17 protein-coding genes are annotated in these 23,315 nt (G+C 30.2%); 2 read left to right on the forward strand and 15 right to left on the reverse strand.

The genetic code is table 11. The annotated features are described in order from the left end of the window. Positions 1 to 297 (reverse strand): YciI family protein, encoded by a 297-nt coding sequence (locus tag OCU47_RS13135; RefSeq protein WP_261829055.1) that lies wholly within the window; start codon positions 295 to 297, stop codon positions 1 to 3. 245 nt (positions 298 to 542) lie between these two features. On the opposite strand from OCU47_RS13135, the gene OCU47_RS13140 reads away from it, so the two are divergent. Further along, positions 543 to 1,877 (forward strand): aminotransferase-like domain-containing protein, encoded by a 1,335-nt coding sequence (locus OCU47_RS13140; protein WP_261829056.1) that lies wholly within the window; start codon positions 543 to 545, stop codon positions 1,875 to 1,877. A gap of 47 nt (positions 1,878 to 1,924) precedes the next feature. Here OCU47_RS13140 and OCU47_RS13145 read toward each other — a convergent pair whose 3' ends face one another. Both OCU47_RS13145 and OCU47_RS13150 read right to left on the reverse strand, forming a co-directional pair. Then, a complete protein-coding gene (locus OCU47_RS13145) occupies positions 1,925 to 2,866 on the reverse strand; it encodes a carbon-nitrogen hydrolase family protein (protein ID WP_261829057.1) in 942 nt (313 codons plus the stop codon). Between the two features lie 642 nt (positions 2,867 to 3,508). Next, entirely contained in the window at positions 3,509 to 4,099 is a 591-nt protein-coding gene (locus tag OCU47_RS13150) for a TetR/AcrR family transcriptional regulator (RefSeq protein ID WP_261829058.1), read from the reverse strand. A 321-nt stretch (positions 4,100 to 4,420) separates the two neighbouring features. On the opposite strand from OCU47_RS13150, the gene OCU47_RS13155 reads away from it, so the two are divergent. Further along, positions 4,421 to 6,691 carry a beta-glucosidase family protein gene (locus tag OCU47_RS13155; RefSeq protein WP_261829059.1) on the forward strand — a complete coding sequence of 757 codons (2,271 nt, stop codon included), beginning with the start codon at positions 4,421 to 4,423 and terminating at the stop codon, positions 6,689 to 6,691. A gap of 49 nt (positions 6,692 to 6,740) precedes the next feature. Here OCU47_RS13155 and OCU47_RS13160 read toward each other — a convergent pair whose 3' ends face one another. The 12 genes from OCU47_RS13160 to OCU47_RS13215 all read right to left on the reverse strand — a co-directional run bounded on the left by OCU47_RS13160 (position 6,741) and on the right by OCU47_RS13215 (position 23,094). Next, positions 6,741 to 8,504 (reverse strand): 4-alpha-glucanotransferase, encoded by a 1,764-nt coding sequence (locus tag OCU47_RS13160; RefSeq protein ID WP_261829060.1) that lies wholly within the window; start codon positions 8,502 to 8,504, stop codon positions 6,741 to 6,743. Positions 8,505 to 8,506: 2 nt separating this feature from the next. Further along, entirely contained in the window at positions 8,507 to 10,324 is a 1,818-nt protein-coding gene (locus OCU47_RS13165; protein WP_261829061.1) for a 4-alpha-glucanotransferase, read from the reverse strand. Continuing rightward, entirely contained in the window at positions 10,321 to 10,920 is a 600-nt protein-coding gene (locus OCU47_RS13170) for a D-sedoheptulose-7-phosphate isomerase (protein ID WP_261829062.1), read from the reverse strand. Before OCU47_RS13170 ends, OCU47_RS13165 begins: the two co-directional genes overlap by 4 nt. Continuing rightward, a complete protein-coding gene (locus OCU47_RS13175) occupies positions 10,917 to 12,230 on the reverse strand; it encodes an HAD-IIIA family hydrolase (protein ID WP_261829063.1) in 1,314 nt (437 codons plus the stop codon). Before OCU47_RS13175 ends, OCU47_RS13170 begins: the two co-directional genes overlap by 4 nt. A 28-nt stretch (positions 12,231 to 12,258) precedes the next feature. Continuing rightward, on the reverse strand, positions 12,259 to 13,674 hold the full coding sequence (locus OCU47_RS13180) for a glycogen synthase (protein ID WP_261829064.1): 1,416 nt from the start codon (positions 13,672 to 13,674) through the stop codon (positions 12,259 to 12,261). 19 nt (positions 13,675 to 13,693) lie between these two features. Beyond that, positions 13,694 to 15,151 (reverse strand): glycogen synthase, encoded by a 1,458-nt coding sequence (locus OCU47_RS13185; protein WP_261829065.1) that lies wholly within the window; start codon positions 15,149 to 15,151, stop codon positions 13,694 to 13,696. A 14-nt stretch (positions 15,152 to 15,165) separates the two neighbouring features. Further along, complete coding sequence (locus OCU47_RS13190) at positions 15,166 to 16,182, reverse strand: GHMP family kinase ATP-binding protein (protein WP_261829066.1); 1,017 nt, start codon at positions 16,180 to 16,182, stop codon at positions 15,166 to 15,168. Between the two features lie 28 nt (positions 16,183 to 16,210). Beyond that, positions 16,211 to 17,959, reverse strand: coding sequence for an ABC transporter ATP-binding protein (locus tag OCU47_RS13195; protein WP_261829067.1), 1,749 nt, complete (start codon positions 17,957 to 17,959; stop codon positions 16,211 to 16,213). Next, positions 17,956 to 19,716, reverse strand: a complete 1,761-nt coding sequence (locus OCU47_RS13200; RefSeq protein WP_261829068.1) for an ABC transporter ATP-binding protein — start codon at positions 19,714 to 19,716, stop codon at positions 17,956 to 17,958. The genes OCU47_RS13195 and OCU47_RS13200 overlap by 4 nt, the downstream gene beginning before the upstream one ends. A gap of 159 nt (positions 19,717 to 19,875) precedes the next feature. Next, positions 19,876 to 20,805 carry a 2-keto-3-deoxygluconate permease gene (locus OCU47_RS13205; RefSeq protein ID WP_261829069.1) on the reverse strand — a complete coding sequence of 310 codons (930 nt, stop codon included), beginning with the start codon at positions 20,803 to 20,805 and terminating at the stop codon, positions 19,876 to 19,878. Between the two features lie 479 nt (positions 20,806 to 21,284). Then, positions 21,285 to 22,268: a D-isomer specific 2-hydroxyacid dehydrogenase family protein gene (locus tag OCU47_RS13210; RefSeq protein WP_261829070.1), complete on the reverse strand. Its 984-nt coding sequence runs from the start codon at positions 22,266 to 22,268 to the stop codon at positions 21,285 to 21,287. 142 nt (positions 22,269 to 22,410) lie between these two features. Further along, entirely contained in the window at positions 22,411 to 23,094 is a 684-nt protein-coding gene (locus OCU47_RS13215; RefSeq protein WP_261829071.1) for a cyclase family protein, read from the reverse strand. Positions 23,095 to 23,315: the final 221 nt, after the last annotated feature.

A 23,315-nucleotide genomic window follows, 5' to 3' on the forward strand; every position in this document is an offset into this window, starting at 1 on the left:
TCATTCTATATTTTGAACAAACTTCTCAAACTCTTCTGCATACTTAGTTGGAATAAATTCGATAATCTCATATTCTGCAATTTCATTCTTATAAAAAGGATCTTCCTTAATTATTGTATTTATTTCCGTCCTATCTTTAGCATTACATAATATTATTCCGCCTACTCTGGGTTCCTGTCTCCCAGAACACAAAAATATATTCAGATTATAATATTTTTCGAGAAACTTTATATGATCCTCCAGATTGTTATTAACTTCATCAATCAATTTCTTGTATCTTAAAATTACTATAAACATAGTATTCTCCTCCTAAAACATCTGAAAGCAAATAGGCATATGCTTTATACTGACTCAACAGAACCTTAGATAGGTCGTTGCTGAATCTGTTATCTAGCTTAACCCAAAATATCCATTGCATATTTGGAATTGTTATTTATTTTCAAATGCCTCAAATAAAATTGTGGTACAATTAAAGTGTAAATTAGTAAAGATACGTATTCAACATGTGAAATGATAAATTGTACTAGTACAAGAGGTGAATAATGAGTAAATACAAGGATATAGTAGATTATATTATTGATGAGATAGACAGTAATAATATTAAGTTCAACGAAAAAATGCCTACAATTAGAGATTTATCAGAAAAATTCAACTGTAGCAAGCAAACTGTTGTGCATGCTTATGACAAACTTCAAAAAGAACACATTGTCTATTCAATCCCACAAAGTGGCTACTACTTAGTGGATAAAAAAGAAATGCATAGCAAAAAAGCTAATAAAATAATTAACTTTGCAGCTGGCTCCCCAGACGAAAGTATATTGCCATATGAAGACTTTCAACACTGCTTAAATCAAGCTATTGACATATATAAGGGTACTCTTTTCAATTATTCTGATGCCAAAGGACTTCCTGAACTTATCAATACACTAAAAACACATTTTCAAGATTATCAAATATTTTGTTCTTCTGATGATATTTTTATAACTTCAGGATCACAACAAGCAATAAACATACTTTGCAGCATGCCTTTTCCTAATGGTAAGAGCAATGTGCTCGTTGAGCAACCAACATATAAAGGAGCTTTAAAGGCACTTGCTATAAATAAAACTCCTGTTATTGGTATTGAAAGAAAATCTAATGGATTGGATTTTGAAGAACTTGAAAGAAAATTTGCAAATGATAATATAAAATGTTTTTATACAATACCAAGATTCAGCAATCCTCTAGGTCTTAGCTATACCAATGATGAGAAAAAACAAATTATTAGGTTAGCTGAAAAATATGATGTTTATATAATTGAAGATGATTATCTTGCTGATTTGGAATATAGAAATAACTCCTATCCTATGTACTATCATGATATTTCCTCTAGAGTTGCATATATAAAAAGTTTTTCTAAAATACTTCTACCTGGTCTTAGAATTGCTGCAGTTGTGCTTCCTAAGATTTTGAGAAATACTTTTGAAGATTATAAGAGATGGATGGACTTAAACACTTCTGTCTTGTCTCAAGGAGCTTTAGAAATTTACATTAAAAGTGGTATGTTCAAAGCAAATAGAAAATTATTAAAACAAACCTATTCTGAGAGAATGAATGAAGTTAAAAAAATATGTTCTGAATCCCACATAAACAATATTGACTGTCACATACCAGAGACAGGATTTTATGGTTACATTGAATTTCTGAAAGGAGTCAATATAAACTTATTAATTAGAGAATGTAACAAGAAATATATTTATATTAAGGATTTAAAAGATGATTATCTCAATGATTTCTTTAGCAATGATATTATAAAAATAAGTGTTGGCTGCTCTGGAATAGATGAAATCAATAAAGGAATGAGTGATATATTTAAAATAATTCAGAATTGGTATTAATTGAGTCATAAGTACTTTAAAAATATTAAAGTACTTATGACTCAATTTTACTTACAATATTTTTTATAGTATGGTTTTGCTATCTGTTCATAATACTTTTCACAGTAAGGATTAATTTTATCCCAGCATAGTAAATATAATTCTGGTAGTTCTGGAATCCAATACTTGTTTGCTTCTATAGAAGTTACTTCTTTAGGCTCTGTATTATATTGTACCTCTGAATAAATAATTTCTGCTGGTTCATTATATAATCTTCTACAGATAACCTGTGCATTTTCGTCTATAACCTGAGTTGCTCCCATAATAGTACGAGTTTGTTGCTTGTCTCCTTTAGGAAAATTAAATCCTTCAAAGGAAGCATTATAGCTAGCATGAATAACGGGTACATGCAATAATTTTGCCATATCAATAGGCGCATTTACTGCTAGTTCTTGGTGAAACTCTGATAGTTCTTCAAATCCCTTGGGATCATCCCCACAGAACCCCCACCAACATGAACCTGCTAACACTAAGTCAACTTTCCCCGCCATCCTTCTTACTGTATTATATCTAATTTGTTCCCAGCATAAGGCCACTCCAATATTGCCAATAGGTGTTTCTAACACATTATTTTCATCTCCGTCATTATAACAAAAATGCTCATAAATAGTTGGTATATCCTTACTGTGGGTAAATACTTGACCATTAGGAAAAGTTAAACTAAAGGTATTTAAAGTATCCTCTCCATTGTATTTCAAATAGGAGCCTCCTATAATTACATTATATTCTTTGGCCCACTTGCTAAGTTTAATTTGAGGATCTTCATACTTTACCACTACATCTAAAATTTTAGGATTAAAGGCAAACCCTGAAGTAAAGAACTCAGGAAATAGTACTAATTCAGCTCCATTATTAACTGCCTCCTCTACTATTTTCTTGGCGTTATCCATATTGGCATCTACGTCACCTAAGATACAATTCATGTGCACTGCTGCAATTTTAATTTTCATAATAAAATTCCTCCTTATATTTTATAACAGACTAGTCTGTCTATTTATCCTATTTTTGATTAATTATATTTTTAAAGTTTATCCCATAGTTAGCATCCATCACACTCCAACTTTAAGCATCTCAAAATAAATAGCATATGGACTTATTTATTTTATCAAGATGCCTTATATGAAACTCCTCTTCCTAAAGTCAGATGAGTACTCATAGAGTAAGCGACCATCATCAAATCATAGATTGGGACCTTCACTTATTTGCTCAAGTTGAAGATAACGGCGGCACGCTCCTGGACGAGGTACCACTTGAGGGTGTACGTTCAACTAAGATTCAGATGGTGGTCCACAACACCTGAATTAAGTTTCACTTAATAATATTATTATTAATAGCAGATAGCTATATATCCACATCTATAAATGATTAAAATAAATGTTCATATAGAAGTATTCCACTTAAATGTTGGTAGAAAAATGTCGAATTTTTGTAACTTGTCCACCAACATTATTGTGGAACAGTTCTATACAGACTACAGATTATAATAATCTATAGCCTATGTATAAGAATTTAGAAATTTTACATCACCTTCCTTGCTTAAGCCTACTTCTATTACAATAAACTCATTAAACTTTCTTCCTATAATATCAAATTCATTTACAATCCGACTCTAAATGGCTTTTATACACCATTATCAGCTCATCTCTCATAGCTTCAAGCACTTTTGTATCTTTACTAATTCTAAAACAAACTAAGTATCCTTCATACATAACAAATACTCTATTTGCAAGTACACTTATTTTTTCCTTTGGAATTCCAGAACGTTCTAATACAGAGTTAAAAACATAAAGTATTTTTTTCAACGAATCATTATAATATTTAGCTATATCTGGTTCAACAAATGCAAGTTCCTGTCCTAATGTTGTTAGTGGACATCCAAAATAAGTACCTTGATTTGCTCCACTAATCATATCTTCAACTAAAGCTATTATAAATTCTTCCCAATTACGTCCTTTTGCTGTACTTAAAATCCAAGTAGCTAGCTGCTTTTCAAAATATAAATCCACTTGAATTGCTAGCTCCTTTTTACTTGCAAAATGAAAATAAAACGATCCTTTTGGAAGTCCTGTAATTTTCAAAATATCATTTATTCCAGTGGCATTATATCCATTCTTAAAAAATAGATCTGCCGCACATTCAATTATTTTGTTTTTTGTTTGCTCTCCCTTTGTATTTTTGCCCATACAACAATTCCACCTTTGCAATCTATATATATCTTAATTAACTTCATAAGATAATAATAGACCGTTCTGTCTATTATTGCAATACTTTTTAATTATTTTTATCACTATTTTTAAAATTTCAAAATACAATTAGACACTAGGCAAATAATCCTATATGTTTAAACGTCAACTTGTTCCCTGTTGCTTTCATAGAATTTCCTCTCTGACTACCTAATGATAAGGTTATCATTAGGTATAATGCATGCAGTTCTCGATAAAAGTAACATAATACAGCATTATTTGTATAGAATATAATGTTAAACAATATTAGGTGAATTTTTAATGGATATAGATAATTTAGTCAATCAATTAACACTAGACGAAAAAGCCTCTCTCTGCTCAGGCAGTGAGAAAAATATGTGGCAAACTGAAGCTATAGAAAGACTTGGAATACCATCAATAACTATGACAGATGGCCCTTATGGAGTTGTAAAAAGATTATCTGGTTTTAGTGACCCGGTTCCTTCTACATGCTTTCCTGTTTCTTGCGCCATGTCATCTTCTTGGGATATAAACCTCATTCATAATATTGGAAAAGCTATTGGAGAAGAATGTCAAGTAGAAAATGTAAATATCCTTTTTGCACCATCAATGAATATTCAGCGTTCTCCTCTAGGCGGTAGAAACTTTGAATACTATTCTGAAGATCCTATATTAAGCAGTGAAATGGCATCAGCCTTTGTAAAAGGGGTACAAAGTCAAGGTGTAGGTGCTTGTCTAAAACATTACATGGCAAATAATTCTGAATATCTAAGGCAAAACATTAATAATGTAATTAGCGAACAACCCTTAAACGAAATATATTTATACAATTTCGAAAGAACAATCAAAAATTCAAACCCTTATACCATTATGACAGCCTATAACAAAGTTAATTGGGAGTACTGTGTAAAAAGTAGATATTTGCTAACAGAAATACTACGAAATAAATTTAACTTCGATGGGTTTGTTTTATCTGATTGGTACGGAGTAGATTCAATTGTAGATTCTTTAAAAGCTGGTTTAGATTTAGAAATGCCTTATTCTTATGGTATAAGTAAGAAAAAAATTATTGATTCTGTTAAAAATGGAGATTTAGATGAAGCTACTCTTAACGAAGCTGTAAAAAGAATATTGAAAATAGTATTTAAAGTTAAGAATGCTGAAAAGCCTAATGCTCAATATAGTAAGGAGGAACATAATAAATTTGCAAGAGAAGCAGCAAGAGATTGTATTGTTCTTTTAAAAAATGAAAATTCCCTTCTTCCTCTGAAAAAAGAAAAATTGCGAAAACATAAACTAGCTGTAATTGGAGAATATGCAAAAAATCCAAGGTATCAAGGGAATGGAAGTGCACATGTTACCCCTACAGTAATTGAAAATGGCTATGATGAAATTGTAAAACTAGTGGGTAATTCAATTAAAATCAATTATTCAAAAGGATATAATTTATTAACTAGTTCCTCTGAAAATGATAATTTACTCATAAATGAGGCACAAAAAAGCGCTGCAAAATCAGATGTTGCTATAATATTTCTCGGAACTCCAGATTCATATGATGGTGAAACTGCTGATAGGGCCAATCTTGATTTACCAGCTAATCAGGTTAAGCTAATTAAAGAGATATATAAGGTTCAAAAAAATATAATAGTTGTGATTTATAATGGTTCCCCTGTTATTTTCTCAAACTGGTATCAATATGCTAACTCTATTATTGAAGCTTGGCTTCCTGGCCAAGCAGGTGCTGGAGCTATTGCAGATATTTTATTTGGCATAGTAAATCCATCAGGAAAACTGTCCTGCACTTTTCCTATACAACTACCTGACAATCCAACCTATTTAGACTATATAAGTCCTGATAACAACTTGTTTTATAGAGAAGATATTTTTGTAGGTTATAAATACTATGATAAAAAGAACATGCAAGTTCAATTCCCATTTGGCTTTGGATTATCCTACACTTCCTTCTGTTATAGCAATTTAGAATTAAGTAAAAATGTACTAAAAGAAAATGACACTTTGGATATAAGCTTTATCATAAAAAATACAGGTTCTTACTTTGGTAAAGAAGTAGCACAACTTTATGTTCAATACAGCAAAAGTCCTATACCAAGACCTATAAAAGAATTAAAAGCCTTCTCAAAAGTGCCTCTTGCTCCTAATGAAGAAAAAAGTGTTAGCTTTACGCTTAATTCAAGAGATTTTTCCTATTATGATATTCTAACCAAAACATGGCAATTAGAAAGTGGACCTGTTCGCATTTTAGTTGGTACATCCTCTAGACATATTTGTCTAGTTGGTAATATCTATATTCAATCTTCCTACCAACCTAAAATAACTTATACAGCAGAGAATTTTGCAAGGGACTTTCTTTCAAATCCTAAAACTGAAAATATTATTCGACCACTTCTTGTTTCTATAGCCAATTTGCTAAGTAATGATAAAGCTCTAGAGCAAACAATTAGTGAATTTCTGAAAGATATGCCAATAAAGAAATGGATTGTAATAAGTCGCGGAAGCTTTACTGAAAAAATGCTAGCTGATATTATTTCTCTTGCTAACACAGAAGGATAAAAATACCCTATAGGATAGGCTTTTTAATGCCTACTCTATAGGGTACCTTTTATTTTTTTATTATATCTTTTATTTTTCTACAAACAATATCATTCATAAGTTCTTCTAATGATATTGGAATAGTCAAACTCCAATTGCTACCTCCAAATTTTCCTGGCAAATTAAATCTATATTTATTATATTCTTCATTTATTATACCCATTGCTATCAACCAATCTATAATAGAATGAATACAAAAAACTGCATTTGAGTTTATCATACTTTTCATAATACTAACAACAAAATCTTTATTGCACTTTTCAGTAACTTCTTCTTCAGAGGTAATCAATTTACGAATTTTTTGTTTTTCACCAAATGTACTATTATACTCTTTTATTAATCCTTCTACTTGCCATTGATGCCTCCCAACTCTCTTTAATAGTTCTTCTACAGAATTTACATCCTCTTTCCATATAAGTCTATTTGAATTCAATTCAGATTTTTCAAATAGCTTACCAACTAATTCATTATAATCAAACTTTAAATAATAACAATATAATTTAAACCATTCCTCTTCAACAGAACCAGCTTCATTCTCCCACCAATCAGCAAAATTAGATGTATCATGGTTTGATAATACTATCATTGTATAAAAATCATACTCTTCTGGCTTAATATATTCATTAGTATTATTCCAATCCTTTTCCCAACGTTGAAAATTAATTATTGGTATTCCAAACTCTCTTACTACTGGTGTAAAGAATGTAGTAAAAGGTCCTAGATTTTCTGCACAAAACTTTATATTGCTATTTTCTATAATGAATTTTAGTATTTTTCTTCCTCTTTCTTCCCATTCCTTATGGGTAGATGGATAGAAAAATCCATTCATTCCAAGATTCTCCCAAGGTTCATCTTTATGAATGCACCAAACTCTAAAAAAGCTTGGTGTATGATCTAATCTCATTATATTATAGAAATTCTCATTATAATCTAATCGTTGCTTCAAGAACTTAAAATTGTCTTCTATAATCCTATTCCAATTATATACCGGCTGATCTCCCCATCTCTGCCCTTTCCCATGAGAAGGTTCTTGTGGCAATCCAGAAACATAATCCATCATAAAAAATTCTCTATTGGCCCATATGTCAGAACTATCTCTTGCAACCATATAAAATAAATCTCCCATAATTTTTATATTTTTTGCATCCGCATATTTCTTGACATCACTAAACTGCACAAAAAGCTGCCATTGCATCCATTTATAAAACAATATTAATTTTTTATGCTTCTTTTCAAATATCTCTAATTCCATTGTATCATGATCTCTATAGGGCTTTTCCCACTCTTCCCATCTCTTAAATGAGAATTCATCTTTTAACGCCATAAATAACGCATAGTCATGAAGCCAATGTTTATTTTCCTCTACAAAATGAAAAAATTCTCCATCTTCTACAGAACTTTGTCTACTAAAAACATCATATAACAAATTTACCTTAGCAACTTGTACTCTATAATCTACATAGCCTGTGCCAACAGGAAATTCTCTTCTTAACTGTTCAATTTCATCAGTTAAAAATTTCTCATCAATTCCTAATAATTTATCTAATGCAATATATACAGGGTCTATTGCAAAAAAACTAAATGGTGCATATATGGAATTATAACTATGATTCATAGGTAGTAACTGTAAAATATTATTTTCTGTCTCACTACACCAATCTATCATCAATTTCAAGTCTTCAAAATCCCCTATTCCCACACTTCTTTTGGAATAAATTGAAAACAAAGGGATAAATACTCCTGTACTTTTTTGTAATTCTTGTACACACTGCAATTTTACCCCTCCATAACTCTCTTTATTTCATCACACAAGTCTTTCTGAAAAAGTCTTTCTATATTTATTGGTAATGTCATTGTCCAATTCTTTCCACTAACTGTTCCTGGGGTATTAAAACGATATCGATTATAATCTTTCTCTATAATTCCTAACAAACATAAATAATCTATTATAGAGGAAATTGACCAAACTGCATTACTGTCTTTTAAAGTTTTCATAATAGCTTTCATAATTTCTTTATCACAACTTTCCCTCATAGTACCACTCAAATTCATAATATTCCATAACTTTTCTTTCTCAAATGAATAATTACTATAATCATTAACTAACTCAGCAACTTCATCCTTATTTTTATGCAATTTGCTTAGCAAACCTTCCATTGAATCTATAGAAGATTTCCACCTTAGTTTATTATCATTTGAAAGCTCACTATCAAATAATTGAATTTTCATTTCATCATAATCCAAATTATAATATTGACATAATTGACTAAACCTTGAAGTATCTATTCTCCCCGCCTCATTTTCCCACCAATCAGCAAAATTAGAAGTATCATGATTTGATAAAGTTAAGACCGTAAGAGGATTATAATCTTGAGGCAAAATAAAATTATGAGTTATATCCCAATCTTTTTCCCATCGATGAAAGCATATTGGTGGAATGCCCAATTTTCTTATTATCGGAGTATATTCACCGCATAAAGGGGCAAGATTTTCTGCACAAATTAACATTCTAGTGCTTTGTTGAATAACTTCCAATAACGTTTCTCCTTGTTCTTCCCACACACTGGAATCCTCTGGATAAAAAAAGCCATTTAAACCTTCATCCTCTTGTGAAGCTTCCCTTTTAACACACCACATTCTAAATACTGAAGCAGCAGTATCAAGGCGTACTATATCATAAAAATTCTCATTATATTTGAATCGCTGCTTAATTAATTCATAATCATCATCTATGATATTCTTCCAATTGTACATAGATTGATTTCCCCATCTTTGCCCCTTAGGGCACATTGGCTCGGGAGGCAATCCAGGCACAAGATCAATTCTAAAATACTTTCTTAAATTCCATACATCTGCACTATCCCTGCCAACTATAAAAAACATATCTCCCATTACTAGAACATTCTTCGAATTAGCATATAACTTTACAGCTTTAAGTTGTTCATATAATTGCCACTGAATCCACTTGAAAAACATTATCCTATCGCTATGCTCATTAGAGAACTGTTTTATTCTTTCCTCATCCTTATCTCTAAAGCACTCATCCCAATCTTCCCAAGTTTCTTGGCAATAATCAAACTTTAATGTAGTATATAAACAATAATATTCAATCCAATATTTATTTTCCTCAATAAATTTCTTAAAATCATTGCATTCTAATTCCATTAAATTCATCTGTTTATATACTTTGTACAAAAGATTTATTTTTGCATGCTTAACCTCATAATCTATATATCCTCTGCCTGTAGGAAAGTTTCTCTTTATTTCTTCTATGCCATCTCTAACCAAATCTTCTGGTACTCCTATAAGTTTATCTAATGCAATATATACTGGATCTAATGCAAAGAAGCTAAATGGAGCATATGGGGAATTATGAAAATCATTTAATGGCATTAATTGAAGAATTTTATTACTTGTACGTTCACACCAGTCAACTATTAGCTTTAAATCTTCAAAATCTCCGCTTCCCATACTTCTAGTAGAATATATACTAAATAGAGGAACTAAAACCCCCATTCTTTTTTCAGATCCCATAGTTCTCCACTTTTCTTCTGAATAATAATTTTCTATCTCTAAATCTATCAGGTTTTTCATAGTGCAAGTTCCTCTATAACACCATATCTTTCTAATAAATACTCTTTTAATATAGTCATCATCATATGATCCAAAACCATATGAATGTCTTCTACCTTTTGCATATCATCAATTGGCACATGAATATAGTTTTGAGCACATTTTTTTAATTTACCACCATTATATCCAACTAAAGCTATGGTTGCTGCCCCTTTATCATTAGCATACTGTATAGCTTGTACCACATTTTCTGAATTTCCACTTCCTGATATACCTATTACCATATCTTTTTCTGTTAGATAATTTTGAAGTTGAAATTTAAAAACTTCATTATATGCTATATCATTTGATATAGCTGTCAATGATGGAATATTATCATTTAAACATATAAATTTGAACTTCTTAGATAACTTTTCACTCACTCCTTTATTAAAATCCACAACAAAATGTGAAGCTGTTGCCGCACTGCCCCCATTCCCGAAAATATAAATTGATCCTCCTCTATCATTTACCTCTACAAGTTTATTCATAACATTATTGATTTGTTCTCTATCCATAACATCAATAACCTGCATTAATTCCTCAAAATATTTATCAATATTATCTACAAAATTCATACCATTACCTCCTCAAAATTATTTTCTAAAATACTATTTATAGCTTTTGATAAGTTTTCAGCGTAAAAATCTGGTTTAACCATATATTTATTGTCTTTTCCACCTTCTCCTGTGGCCAAAAGAATTGTCTTTAAATTTGCATTCTTCCCTGTTTGAATATCTACTGTAGTATCTCCTATAAAAAAAGACTTAGACAAATCTATATTGTATTTTCCAACTGCTTTTTCTATTAACCCAATAGCAGGTTTTCTACAATCACAATGTATCTTAAATATTTTATTTTCATCAGGAAATCCTGAATCAGGATGGTGGGGACAATAAAATATATCATCCAAATAACAGCCTTGCTCACCTAAAATTGTTTCCATTTTTCTATGAATCTCTTCCAACTGATTAATTGTACATAAATTTCTTGCAATTATAGGCTGGTTAGTTATTACTATACTTATATACTCCGAACTATTTAATAACTTTAATGCTTCAATAACATCATCTTCAATAATTAACTGATCTGGGTTGTATACTAATCCAACATATTTATTAATTGTTCCATCTCTATCAAGAAAAATTGCCTTTTGCTTAGAAGAAAGATTTCTGCTTTTTATAAAACCACTCTCCATATGCTTTTTTACAAGTTCATATCTCTCTGGTGTTCCCATATCTTTTATATATTCTGTTGTTCTATAAGCATATATTTCTTCTTTTCCAATAAGATTTAGAACAACATCCTTCTCCAAATCCTGTTTCTTGTCCTTAAGCACATAATCAATCAAATCCTTTTTAAAAATGAATATTCCTGCATTTACACAGTTATTATAAAAGAAATTTCGCTTTTCATTCTTTTTAGCAATACCTTTTACCAACTGATTTTCATCAACTATCAAAATATCACTGTCATAAGGATGATTGTTAGGATGCACAATTAATGTTCCAATTCCTCCATTAGCTTTATGAAAATCTATAAACTTGTACACATCAATATCAAAAATAATATCCCCATAAATTAATATAAAATCTTCTGTGAAAGTATTCTTAAGATAATATAAGGCTCCCGCAGTTCCTAATGGTTGATTTTCTTCAAAATACTCTATATTTACTCCAAAATTCTTTCCATCACCAAAATACTCCTTAATCTTGAATCCTAAATACCCCACAATTATTAAAATATCTTTTATTCCATAGTTTTTTAAATTTTCAATCTGATATTCCAAGATAGGTCTCTCATTTATTGTTATTAAAGGTTTAGGAATATCCTTTGTATATTCTTTTAACCGTGTTCCCATTCCCCCTGCTAAAATTACAGCCTTCATATTGTACCTCCCTTCTATTACTTATTGTTTAAACCTGTTTATATACATCAACATATTGTTCTACATATTTATCCCAACTATGATCCTCTAACATTCCATTCCTAACAACCTTTAACCAATCATCCTTCTTATGATACATTCTTATTGCCTTTCTAATTGTATAAAGCATAACTTTTGCATTATATGGCTTAAAACAAAAACCATTTCCTTCTCCAGTAAGAGGATTATATTCTTTTATGCTGTCATTTAAACCTCCTACTTGATGAACTATTGGTACAGTGCCATACCTTAATGCAATTAATTGGCCAATTCCGCAAGGTTCATAACTAGATGGCATTAGGAATAAATCAGAACCAGCATAGGCCTTATATGCAAAATCATTATCATATAAAATAAAAGCAAATTTTTGTGGATATTCCTTTGCTGCTCTTCTAAAAAATTCTTCATACATAACATCCCCATCTGATACTACTACAAATTGAATATCAGCTTTCATAATATCCTTAAATACGCTCCTTACTAAATCTAGCCCCTTTTCTGTCTTCAATCTAGAAAATAAAGAAATGATCGGGATATCTTCTCTTTCTTCAAATTTCAATTCTCGTTGTAAAAACCTCTTATTTTCATATTTTCCTTGTAAATTATAGGCATCATAATTTACAAAAATCCTTGAATCTTTTGCTGGATTATTTATTTCAGTATCTAAGCCACAAAGGACTCCATAAATATTATTACTACGACTTTTCACAGTTTTATCTAGGGTTGCTCCATATTGTTCTGTTGCAATCTCTTTCGCATAAGTTGGACTTACAGTTGTAATAATATCTGCATAACTTATTCCTGCTTTCATAAAATTAATTTGGTCATAATAATCTATATTACAATTAACCAATTCATCCCAATCCAAGTCTAAGAAAACACAATTTTCCTTATCAAAAACACCTTGATATCCCATGTTGTGTATAGTAAATAGTGTTTTTACTGACTTACTAAATCCTTTAAATTTAGTTTTCAAAAGTACTGGAATATATCCAGTGTGCCAATCCTGGCAATGTAAAATATCAGGATTAAAATCTAGGTGTGGTATAGCATGCAGAACTGCTTTACAAAAGTAGCAAAACCTTTGTACCTCATCACTATATCCATATAATTTATCTCTACTAAAAAAATAGTCTGAATTAATAAAATACATCGGTACTCCATCATAAGTACAACTCTCAACAGTACACGGATAAATTTGATCTGACATATTAATGTCTAACGATACAATATCATTTGTTTCCTTTGGGTAAGGCTTATACGGTTTATTAATTCTAGGCACAATAACTCTGGCATCAAAACCTAGTTTTATCAATTTTTTAGGAAGGGAATAATTGAATACTCCCATAGTTCCAGTTGTGAATGGATACACTTGGGAAGTAACAAACAAAATTGATTTTTTCATAGCATCCTCCTTGTATACTTTAGCAGATACAATACCTTTCTTTTACTAAAGCACTATAGAGCTGAATATATTCTTTAATATATTTATCAATTTGGAAATCTTGTGACATGCAATTTTTCTGAATATTAATCCAAACATCTTTGTTTTTATATACTTCAATAGCTCTTCTAATTGTATATAGAAGAACCTTTTCGTTTGAATACTTAAAAGAAAACCCTGTTGCATTTTTCATATCATTTTCAAAAAACTTCACAGTATCTATAAATCCACCAACTTCCTTTACTAAAGGAACTGCACCATATCTCATGGCAACAAGTTGTCCAAATCCACAGGGTTCTATTGCTGAAGGCATTAAAAATATATCTGCCCCTGCAAAACATTTATATAACATACTCTCATCAAACGGAATATATAAGAATTTATCACTATATCTTTCAGTGGCTCTTTGTAAAAATTCTTCCAATATCTCCTCTTGAAACTCTTCACATCTTGTCTTGTTTGACATAATAATCATTTGTACATTATCCTTCATAATATCTGGCAAAGAATATTGAATCAAATCTATTCCTTTTTCACAGCTTAAGTTTGAATTAAAAAATATTAGTGGTATATCATCATTAATTTCAAATCCTAACTTCTTCTGAAGCAATTTTTTATTTTGCAATTTTCCTTCAATAGAATCAATACTATAATTCACATAAATTCTCTGATCTGTCTGAGGATTATTGCTATCATTATCTATCCCTGTTAGTATCCCGCAAATATCCTCTTGTCTCATATTAATAATATTCTCTAAAGTGTTACCAAACATTTGTGAACTAATATCTTTTACATAATTAGTACTTACTGTGGTAATCTTATCAGCATATAATAATCCTGCTTTCATAAAATTAATTTGTTCATAGTAATCTAATCCTTTAGAAACAAGTTCCTCTCTTGTTATATCCAAATACCTACAGGTATCAATATCAAATATTCCTTGATTACCTATATTATTAAAAGTAAATATAGTTTTTATCTCATCATAAAAAGTGATATCTTTATATTTCTCTTTCAAAATGAACGGAATAAATGCTGTTGGCCAATCCTCACACTGTATTATCTCTGGTTTAAAATTTATTATTGGTAATGCTTTTAAAATTCCTCTACAAAAACAACTAAACTTTTCTGCTTCATTTGTTTGATCATAGATATTATCCATATCAAAATATTCAGGCATATCTAAAGCATAAATTTTAATGCCTTCATATTCACTTTCTTTTATTTCTGCCTCAATTTCAATATCTCCAATATTCAATGCTATATCATCTATTGCAATAAATTCTTGAATGCAAATCCTCTGTGTCTTCCTATCCATTGGGATAAAAATTCTAATATCGACTCCTAATTCTTTTAACTTCTTTATTACTTGAAAATTCAATGCATTTGTATTAAAAATATTTAATTGTGCAGCTGCAACAAGTACTGAATTACTCATACAAAACACCCCTATTATAAGTTTTCAACAGTCTTATATTTTATAAAGCTACAGTGATCATCAGAATTAAGTATAATTCTGCTTCCATACTTATCATAGGTTACTGGTAACTCTTTATATTGTTTTAAAGCTTTTCTTACTTTTTGTTGTTTTTCTAACGGACATAAAAATAAGAAAAATCCACCCCCGCCTGCACCTAATAACTTTCCTCCATATGCTCCAGCTTTTTTAGCAATATCGTACATTGAATTTATTTCATCATTGTGTATTTTCTTAGATAACTTCTTCTTTTCCTGCCAACTGACATCTAACATAGCTCCTATCTTGCAGATATCTGGATTCATAAAATCCTGTTGGCAATTCAGTGCAAATTCTTTTAATCTATTTAAAGTATTTATTTCACTATTAATATTTTTCTTTTGATCACTCAATACTGAAGATGCTCTTCGTGTAATTCCTGTATAAAACATCATAGTATGCATGTTTAGGATCTTATAAATTTCATTTGAAATGTTTGCATCTTCAACCTCTACAGTATCATCTTTTGAAAAGAAATACTTCTTAAAGCCACCAAAAGCTGCAGCATATTGATCTTGTTTGCCAATTGGTTCTCCTAATATATCAATCTCAATACTGCATGCTAATTTAGCCAAATCATCTTGACTTTTACATTCACCTTTATATGCAAATAAAGCGTTTAACAAACCAACAGTAAAAGAACTTGAAGATCCCAATCCACTTCCTTCAGATGGAATATCAGACATACTTGTAATTTCAATTCCTTTGGTAATACCTGTTATTTTCAATGCTTCCTTTATAATTTCATGCTCAATTTTATTAATATCATCAACTTCTTCATGCTTAAAATAGTTTAAGACAATCTTATTATCATACCTTGATTTCACTATTACATAGATATATTTATCTATAGTTGCACTAAAAACAGCGCCTCCACATTTACTGTAGTAATCCTTAATATCTGTTCCGCCTCCAAAAAAACTAACTCTCAAAGGTGTTTTACTAATAATCATTCTCATCTCTCCTCAAATAACATAATTATTAAACTGCTATATTTTTAAATTGTAATTCATGAAGTTTTTTATATAAGCCTCCATTGTTTATAAGTTCTTCATGTTTCCCACACTCAACAATTTTTCCCTTTGCTACTACATAAATTTTATCCGCATTCTCAATAGTGGATAATCTATGAGCAATCACAATAACAGTCCTTCCTCTCATCAATGATTCAAGTGCAATTTGAACTTGATTCTCTGATTCTGAGTCTAAGGAAGATGTTGCTTCATCTAGAAGCAAAATAGGTGCATTTTTCAAAAAGGCTCTTGCAATAGCAATACGCTGCCTTTGCCCTCCTGACAAACGAGCCCCTCTCTCTCCAATCTGGGTATTATAGCCTTCAGGCTGATTTAAAATAAATTCGTGTGCATTAGCTGCTATAGCTGCTTCTATAACGTCTTGCTGTGATGCATTTCTTTTTCCATAACGTATATTTTCTTCAATTGTTCCATCAAATAGATATGTGTCTTGAGGAACATATGACATTAAATTCCTTAGTTCTGGCAGGGTATATGAATTTATAGATTTACCACAAACTTCTATACTCCCATTATTGACTGTATAAAATCCAAGCAATATTTTTATTATTGTGCTCTTTCCACAACCACTTGACCCAACTAGTGCCACTTTTTGATTTATCGGAACAGAAATATTAAAATTATTTAATACTACTTTTTCAGATGAATACTGGAACACTACATTCCTCATTTCAATTGCATTGCTTCCTATACTTTGACTATGCATATTTTCTATTTGACTTTCTATAGGTTCATCTAAAAGTTCAAAAAGACGACTTGCTCCTGCTAAAACTCTTTGAAATTCTGTTATTAAACTCCCTGCTTGAAAAAACATAAAGCTAATATTGCCTTGAAGTTTAATAAAAGCCATAACTGTACCAAAATCTGTGTTCTTTTTAAGTGCCATCATTCCGCCTATAATTACAATTCCTATAAAACTCAACCCACCTATAATTGAATTAATACTATCTAAAACAGCATACTTTCTAGTTCTAACAACAATTAAATCTTTTATATTGTCATTTGATTTATTATATTTTTTTAGTATTAGATCTTCTAAGTGAAACAGTTTAATGAGTTGAATTCCTGAAAATAAATCAGATATAAGCTCTGTCATCTTTCCATAACCTTGTTGAATTTTATCATTAATATTTCTAAATGAATTTGCAAAACAAGTATTTATATAGAATGTAATTATTCCAAGTCCTATAGTATAAAGTGCTATCTTCCAATTCAACGCAAACATAGATATTGCTGCTGAAACTCCAACTATAATAGCGTAAAGCATCCCGCTTATTCCATCTGCATAGATATATTCAATATTATTAAGATCATTGGTCATCCTTGAAAGAGTATCCCCACTGTGCCTTCTTTCAAATTGATTTATTGGTAAACACTCCATATGAAAAAATGTTTTTTGCCTTATTTCAGTCATTGTATATCTGATACACTTGTTATACATATAAGTTAATGATGTACATATAAAACTTGCTATTGTTAAAGTTACAAGTGCAATAATTATAGATTTTACTAAAAGAGTTATATCTCTATTTACCGCACTATTTACCATGTCCTTATAAATAAATGCCATAACTATATTTAGTCCTAATGCAGCAGATAAATTATTTCCTATTACCCCTATACTATATTTCAACATCCTTGGTCTCATAAAACTCATTATTCTTCTTAACTCATTTATACCTTTAAACTTTTTCATACACATGCATCTTCCCCCTCTTGTGGTAAAGAAAATTGTTTGTAATAAAGACGTCTATATAAATCATTTTTTTCTATGAGTTCCTTATGAGTTCCATATCCAACCACATTTCCTTCATTCATAACTATAATCTCATCAGCATTTTCTACTGTAGATAACCTGTGAGCAATAATTAATACAGTTCTATCTTTCAAAAATCTTTCCAATCCAACCTTAACCATTCTTTCAGATTTAACATCCAAAGCTGATGTAGGTTCATCCAATAATACAATAGGACTATCCTTTAATATTGCTCTTGCTATGGCGATACGTTGTCTCTGCCCACCTGATAAGGTTGCACCTCGTTCACCTATAATTGTTTCATAACCATTAGATAATTTACTTATAAATTCATGTGCATTAGCTGCTTTAGCTGCTTCAATTACTTCTTCCTTGGTTGCTCCTATTCTTCCAAAAGATATATTTTCATATATTGAACAAGGAAATAAAATTGTGTCTTGAGACATAAATGAAATTTGCTTTCTAATTCCTTTTAAACTCCAATATTTCATGCTCTCACCATATATCTTTATTTCGCCTTCATAATGTTCATAAAAACCACATAATAGTTTACAAACCGTGCTTTTACCACTACCACTAGAACCAACTAATGCTGTAACCTTTCCTTTTTTTAAGCATAGATTTAGTTTATTTAATGCATATTTCCCCTTATCATAAGCATAAGATACACTAGCAAACTCTACTACTTTTTCACAATCCTTTTCATCAAACTCTGTTCCATCCTGTCTTTCTTCAGGTTCCTCTAATATTTCTATTATTCTTTTAGATGATTGTAAAGTTATTTTAATTGCTACAATCATATTAGGTATTCCTGCAATTGGTCCAATTAAAAAGCCAAGTAAATAAGTAAAGGTTAGAAGTTCACCCGGAGTAATCTCTCCAAGTATTGTCAAATAACCACCATATAAGATACAACTCATATTAGGTATTACGCCTAAAATCATTGAAATTGGAGCAATAGCCATACATCTACGATCAGTTTTAATTTTTTTATCAAGTATATTCTCAGTAATAGTTTTAAGCTTATCAAACATTAAATTTTCAATATTATAAGACTTTACTATGAATATACCTCCAGTAACATCTTGAATAATAGAATTAAATTTAGCAAATTCCTGCTGAAGCTGTACTGAATATTTTCCAATGGCATTTCCAAGCTTATTTGATGCAATCATACTTATAGGCAAAATAATCAAACTTACCACTAATAGCTTCCAATTTAAATAAATTAAATATAATGATATTCCTAAAATTATCAAAGGATAATATACTAGGTTTGTAAGATTTCCTTCTACAAAACCTTGAATTGCTCCTACATCATTGTTTATTCTTGAAATTATATCCCCTGAATGATGTAACTCAATATATCTTGCAGGTAACTTTTGCAAGCAATAGGCTATGCGGCTTCTAACATCTCTGATTACACTTATTCCTAAATGTCCTGAAAAGTACTTTATTACATATTTAATCAAACTACTGAATAACATAATAAGAACTAGCAAAAATACTATTTTGATAAAAAATTCTTGCTTTCCTGCAATAGCAGAGTCAACTACATATTGCAAAAGTTTTGCTTGTATCACATCAACTGCAGTTCCAAATATTGTGCCTAATAAGCATAGAGCGACCATATACCAGTAAGGCTTAATAAATGAAATTATTGTACTAAACACTTTTGACCCTGTAATTTCCCTCATTGCATCCCTCTCTCTGAATAATCTTTTATAAATCATATAGGCCTATATAATTACAATACTACCAATATTGGTAATATTTGTCAATAAAGATTCATATAATAAATAAAACCATAAACTAATCTCTTAGTTTATGGTTTTAGATATCTTAATAAATAAATTTTAAATACTTTTTACTAATTTCTTAACCCAAATAGGGACAATAATTGCACTTAATATAACTGTAAAAGCTATTTGCGCACTTGCAGAATCAACATAAGGTAAGTACTTAGGATCAACTTCTGCAACAAGCTTAGGTACTGCAATAGATAACCCTGCAACACAGCATATTGCTGTTGAAGAATGTCCTTTCTGCTTTAAAACATATTTATCCACAATCAACATTGGGACATTATTTACAATTAAAAAGATTAAGAACAGAATTAACCCTAAACCACAAGATGAAAATGCTAACTTAAGATTAATACTAGCTCCCAAGCAAAAACCTAAAAAAGGTAACATAATACTTGTTCCTGACTTTGTAAATTCTCTAATGTTATTATCACAACATCCCAATATAATTCCTACAAAAAATGGTATGCAAGTAGCAACAATACTTGTATAGTTTATTCCATATCCACCTGCAAACCCTAGGATACATATAGGAATGAATGGAAGGCCTATAATATTTAAAAGTGCAAAATTGGCAATATCAACTTCATCACCATAATACTCCATCAATGCAATGTACATTCCAGGATTACAGCTTGTAATGCAGGTAACTAAAGCTAGTGTTGAAATTCCAAACACTCCTTCTAACTTAAATAGCTTCATTACTATAATTCCAAAAGTAATACTAATTGCTAGTTTCAAAGCTACAAGTATACCGCCTCGTTTTATGGTTATTATCAATTGATTAGGCTTAAATTGTATTCCTGCAAAAACAAGCATAATACCAACTATGCACATAGTTCCTGCTTTTGAAAAAATAGCTGTTGTAGGATTTCCTACCTGCATAATATTAGGCAGAAATGTATTTATAAAAGCAGCTATTAACATAGGAATCAACATCAGTCCTGCTGGGATTTTTTTTACGTTTCCTAATATATTCATACTATAACTCTTACTTTCTTTTTTATTTTACTCAAGTATACAAATTCTAATTAATAAAATTCATAAATATTCAGTTAACAATTCGCTTTTATTTATTAATCTTTATTAATATTTCAACTTTGATGAACAATATTTTGTACATCTTATATACGGTTGTAATGAAATTTCTACATTTTGATACATTGGCTTTTATTTATCATAGGATATTTATTGATACCTCTAGTATCTGTATAGAACTGTTCCATAAGCAGAGAGCCAAAAGCTCGCCTTTTGCGCGAATCCCTTACTCCTACGACGCTAGAAATAGGAGTTTCATTAATAATGTTGGTGGAAATATTGGTGGACAAGTTACAAAAATTCGACATTTTTCTACCAACATTTAAGTGGAATACTTCTATATGAATTTTATTTTATACCAATCACTATTACATTGACTTGTTACTTCACGCAAATCTAAAATATTTATTAACTACTTAATACTACTTTATTTCATATTTGGTTGTTCCTTCGGTAAATAATGAGTATAAACTTTCAATTCCACAATTAACCATGCTCTTTACCGCAGCATCTGTATAAAATGCCATATGTTGAGTCATAGTTACATTTGGAAATTGTCTAAGGTAAGCCATTTGCCTATTAGTTAGTATATCACTACGTCTATCTTGATGATAAATTCCTTCTTCATTTTCTATTACATCTAACCCTAAAGCACCTATTTTTTCTGTTTCTATGCCTTCGATGACATCCTCAACATCCATAAGTTCTCCTCTGGCACAATTTATAAGTACTACTCCATCTTTCATTTTATCAATAGATTTTTTATCTATCATATGATAGGTATCCTTAAGTAATGGTGTATGCAAAGTAATAACATCACTTTCTGCATAAAGAGTATCTAAATCTACATAAATTGCTTTTTCTCTTACCTTATCATTTGGGAATGCATCATAAACCAAAACCTTACATCCAAATCCCTGTAAATTTTCAATTACTGCCGATCCTATTCTGCCGCTGCCAAGAACTCCAACTGTAAGATCTTTCATCTCTCTGCCTCTAAGACCTGCCAGTGAATAATCATTTACATTTCCACGAAACATTGCCTGTTTATAATGTCTAATGGACATTAGCATAAGCATTATTGTAAAATCTGCTACACCATTAGGCTCATATCCTGAATTACACACTTTAACTCCAACTTCTTTGGCATAATCAATATCTATGTGGTTATATCCTATTGTTCTTGTAGAAATGTAGTTAATATGAAATTCCTTTAATTTATCCAAAATAGCTGAATTAATTTTACTGTGGCCAAGAATAGTGACGCCATTACAGCCCTTAGATAACTCTATAGTTTCTTCATTTAATGCTTCTTTGGTATAAATGATCTCTACACCTAACCTTTCTCCAACTTCAACAAAATAGTCTTCTTCATCCTGTCTAGTTTCATAGGCTATTATCTTCATTTGCTACACGCCCCTTTGCAAAAATAAATTTTTACTACAATAAAGCATAGCACATAAAGATAATATACTCCATAGCATAATAACCATTTTTAATTATTTTTCTTATGTAGAATTAATGTTATACTTAAGAAAATAAATCTCACTAAATTTCTTCTATTGCAACTGCTCTTACTGGTGATCCGTCAGCATCTTTATTTCTTAAAGGCATTACGCTTAAAATAAACCGCTTCTTGCTAACCTCTTCTAGATTGGTCAAATTCTCAATTATTATTATGTTTTTTTTCAACAAGGCTTTATGTACTGGAAATGCTGTTGATTCTATATCATCAATAGAAATCGTATCAACTCCAACACCTTTTAGAGTAAATTGTGATAACCATTGAGCTGCTTCTTCACTTAAACACGGAAAATTTTTATAATACTTTTCTTCTCCCCAATATTTACTCCAACCTGTTTTTATAATTATAAATTCTGCTTTTTCTATATTTTCTTTATAAACCTTTAAGTGGTTTACATCTATTATGTACTTATCTATATAATCCTTTAACTGACTTTCACTAGCCATGGATTTATCTATGTGGGAAAAATCCAAAATAATTGCTTTCCCAATAAACTGTCCTATATGTATGTTATCTAAATATTGTGCTTCACCTAACATATGTGCTGGAGCATCTATGTGTGTACCTGTATGAGAATTCATCATAATTTTTGATTCTCTAAATCCATCACTTTCTAATGTACTCACCTTTTCAAAATAAGGTTTTTCATCACCTGGAAAAACTGGCATATCTGAATATATTAAATGAGTTAAATCAATTACCTTCATAATTCACACCCTAATTTCATTCATTTTATTACAACTTATTAATCTCAAACATCACTGAATTTATATTTTAAAAAACAATCTTTATAGAATTTTATTCTAACTTAGAATCTGAAACACCTGTATATCTAATAAACAATTATACAATAATTTATTACTATTTTAAACTTTTAAGAGGTTGACCAACACCATAATCTATATTTATAGATTACAACCTCTTTAAG

This window comes from Clostridium sp. TW13 (genome assembly GCF_024345225.1).
Classification (GTDB): Bacteria; Bacillota; Clostridia; order Clostridiales; family Clostridiaceae; genus Inconstantimicrobium; species Inconstantimicrobium mannanitabidum.

What these genes read in the sequence shown, in the direction of transcription:
- OCU47_RS13135 (WP_261829055.1), bottom strand. Translation starts at nt 297, where the DNA reads ATGTTTATAGTAATTTTAAGATACAAGAAATTGATTGATGAAGTTAAT.
- OCU47_RS13140 (WP_261829056.1), top strand. Translation starts at nt 543, where the DNA reads ATGAGTAAATACAAGGATATAGTAGATTATATTATTGATGAGATAGAC.
- OCU47_RS13145 (WP_261829057.1), bottom strand. Translation starts at nt 2,866, where the DNA reads ATGAAAATTAAAATTGCAGCAGTGCACATGAATTGTATCTTAGGTGAC.
- OCU47_RS13150 (WP_261829058.1), bottom strand. Translation starts at nt 4,099, where the DNA reads ATGGGCAAAAATACAAAGGGAGAGCAAACAAAAAACAAAATAATTGAA.
- OCU47_RS13155 (WP_261829059.1), top strand. Translation starts at nt 4,421, where the DNA reads ATGGATATAGATAATTTAGTCAATCAATTAACACTAGACGAAAAAGCC.
- OCU47_RS13165 (WP_261829061.1), bottom strand. Translation starts at nt 10,324, where the DNA reads ATGAAAAACCTGATAGATTTAGAGATAGAAAATTATTATTCAGAAGAA.
- OCU47_RS13170 (WP_261829062.1), bottom strand. Translation starts at nt 10,920, where the DNA reads ATGAATTTTGTAGATAATATTGATAAATATTTTGAGGAATTAATGCAG.
- OCU47_RS13175 (WP_261829063.1), bottom strand. Translation starts at nt 12,230, where the DNA reads ATGAAGGCTGTAATTTTAGCAGGGGGAATGGGAACACGGTTAAAAGAA.
- OCU47_RS13180 (WP_261829064.1), bottom strand. Translation starts at nt 13,674, where the DNA reads ATGAAAAAATCAATTTTGTTTGTTACTTCCCAAGTGTATCCATTCACA.
- OCU47_RS13185 (WP_261829065.1), bottom strand. Translation starts at nt 15,151, where the DNA reads ATGAGTAATTCAGTACTTGTTGCAGCTGCACAATTAAATATTTTTAAT.
- OCU47_RS13190 (WP_261829066.1), bottom strand. Translation starts at nt 16,182, where the DNA reads ATGATTATTAGTAAAACACCTTTGAGAGTTAGTTTTTTTGGAGGCGGA.
- OCU47_RS13195 (WP_261829067.1), bottom strand. Translation starts at nt 17,959, where the DNA reads ATGAAAAAGTTTAAAGGTATAAATGAGTTAAGAAGAATAATGAGTTTT.
- OCU47_RS13200 (WP_261829068.1), bottom strand. Translation starts at nt 19,716, where the DNA reads ATGAGGGAAATTACAGGGTCAAAAGTGTTTAGTACAATAATTTCATTT.
- OCU47_RS13205 (WP_261829069.1), bottom strand. Translation starts at nt 20,805, where the DNA reads ATGAATATATTAGGAAACGTAAAAAAAATCCCAGCAGGACTGATGTTG.
- OCU47_RS13210 (WP_261829070.1), bottom strand. Translation starts at nt 22,268, where the DNA reads ATGAAGATAATAGCCTATGAAACTAGACAGGATGAAGAAGACTATTTT.
- OCU47_RS13215 (WP_261829071.1), bottom strand. Translation starts at nt 23,094, where the DNA reads ATGAAGGTAATTGATTTAACTCATTTAATATATTCAGATATGCCAGTT.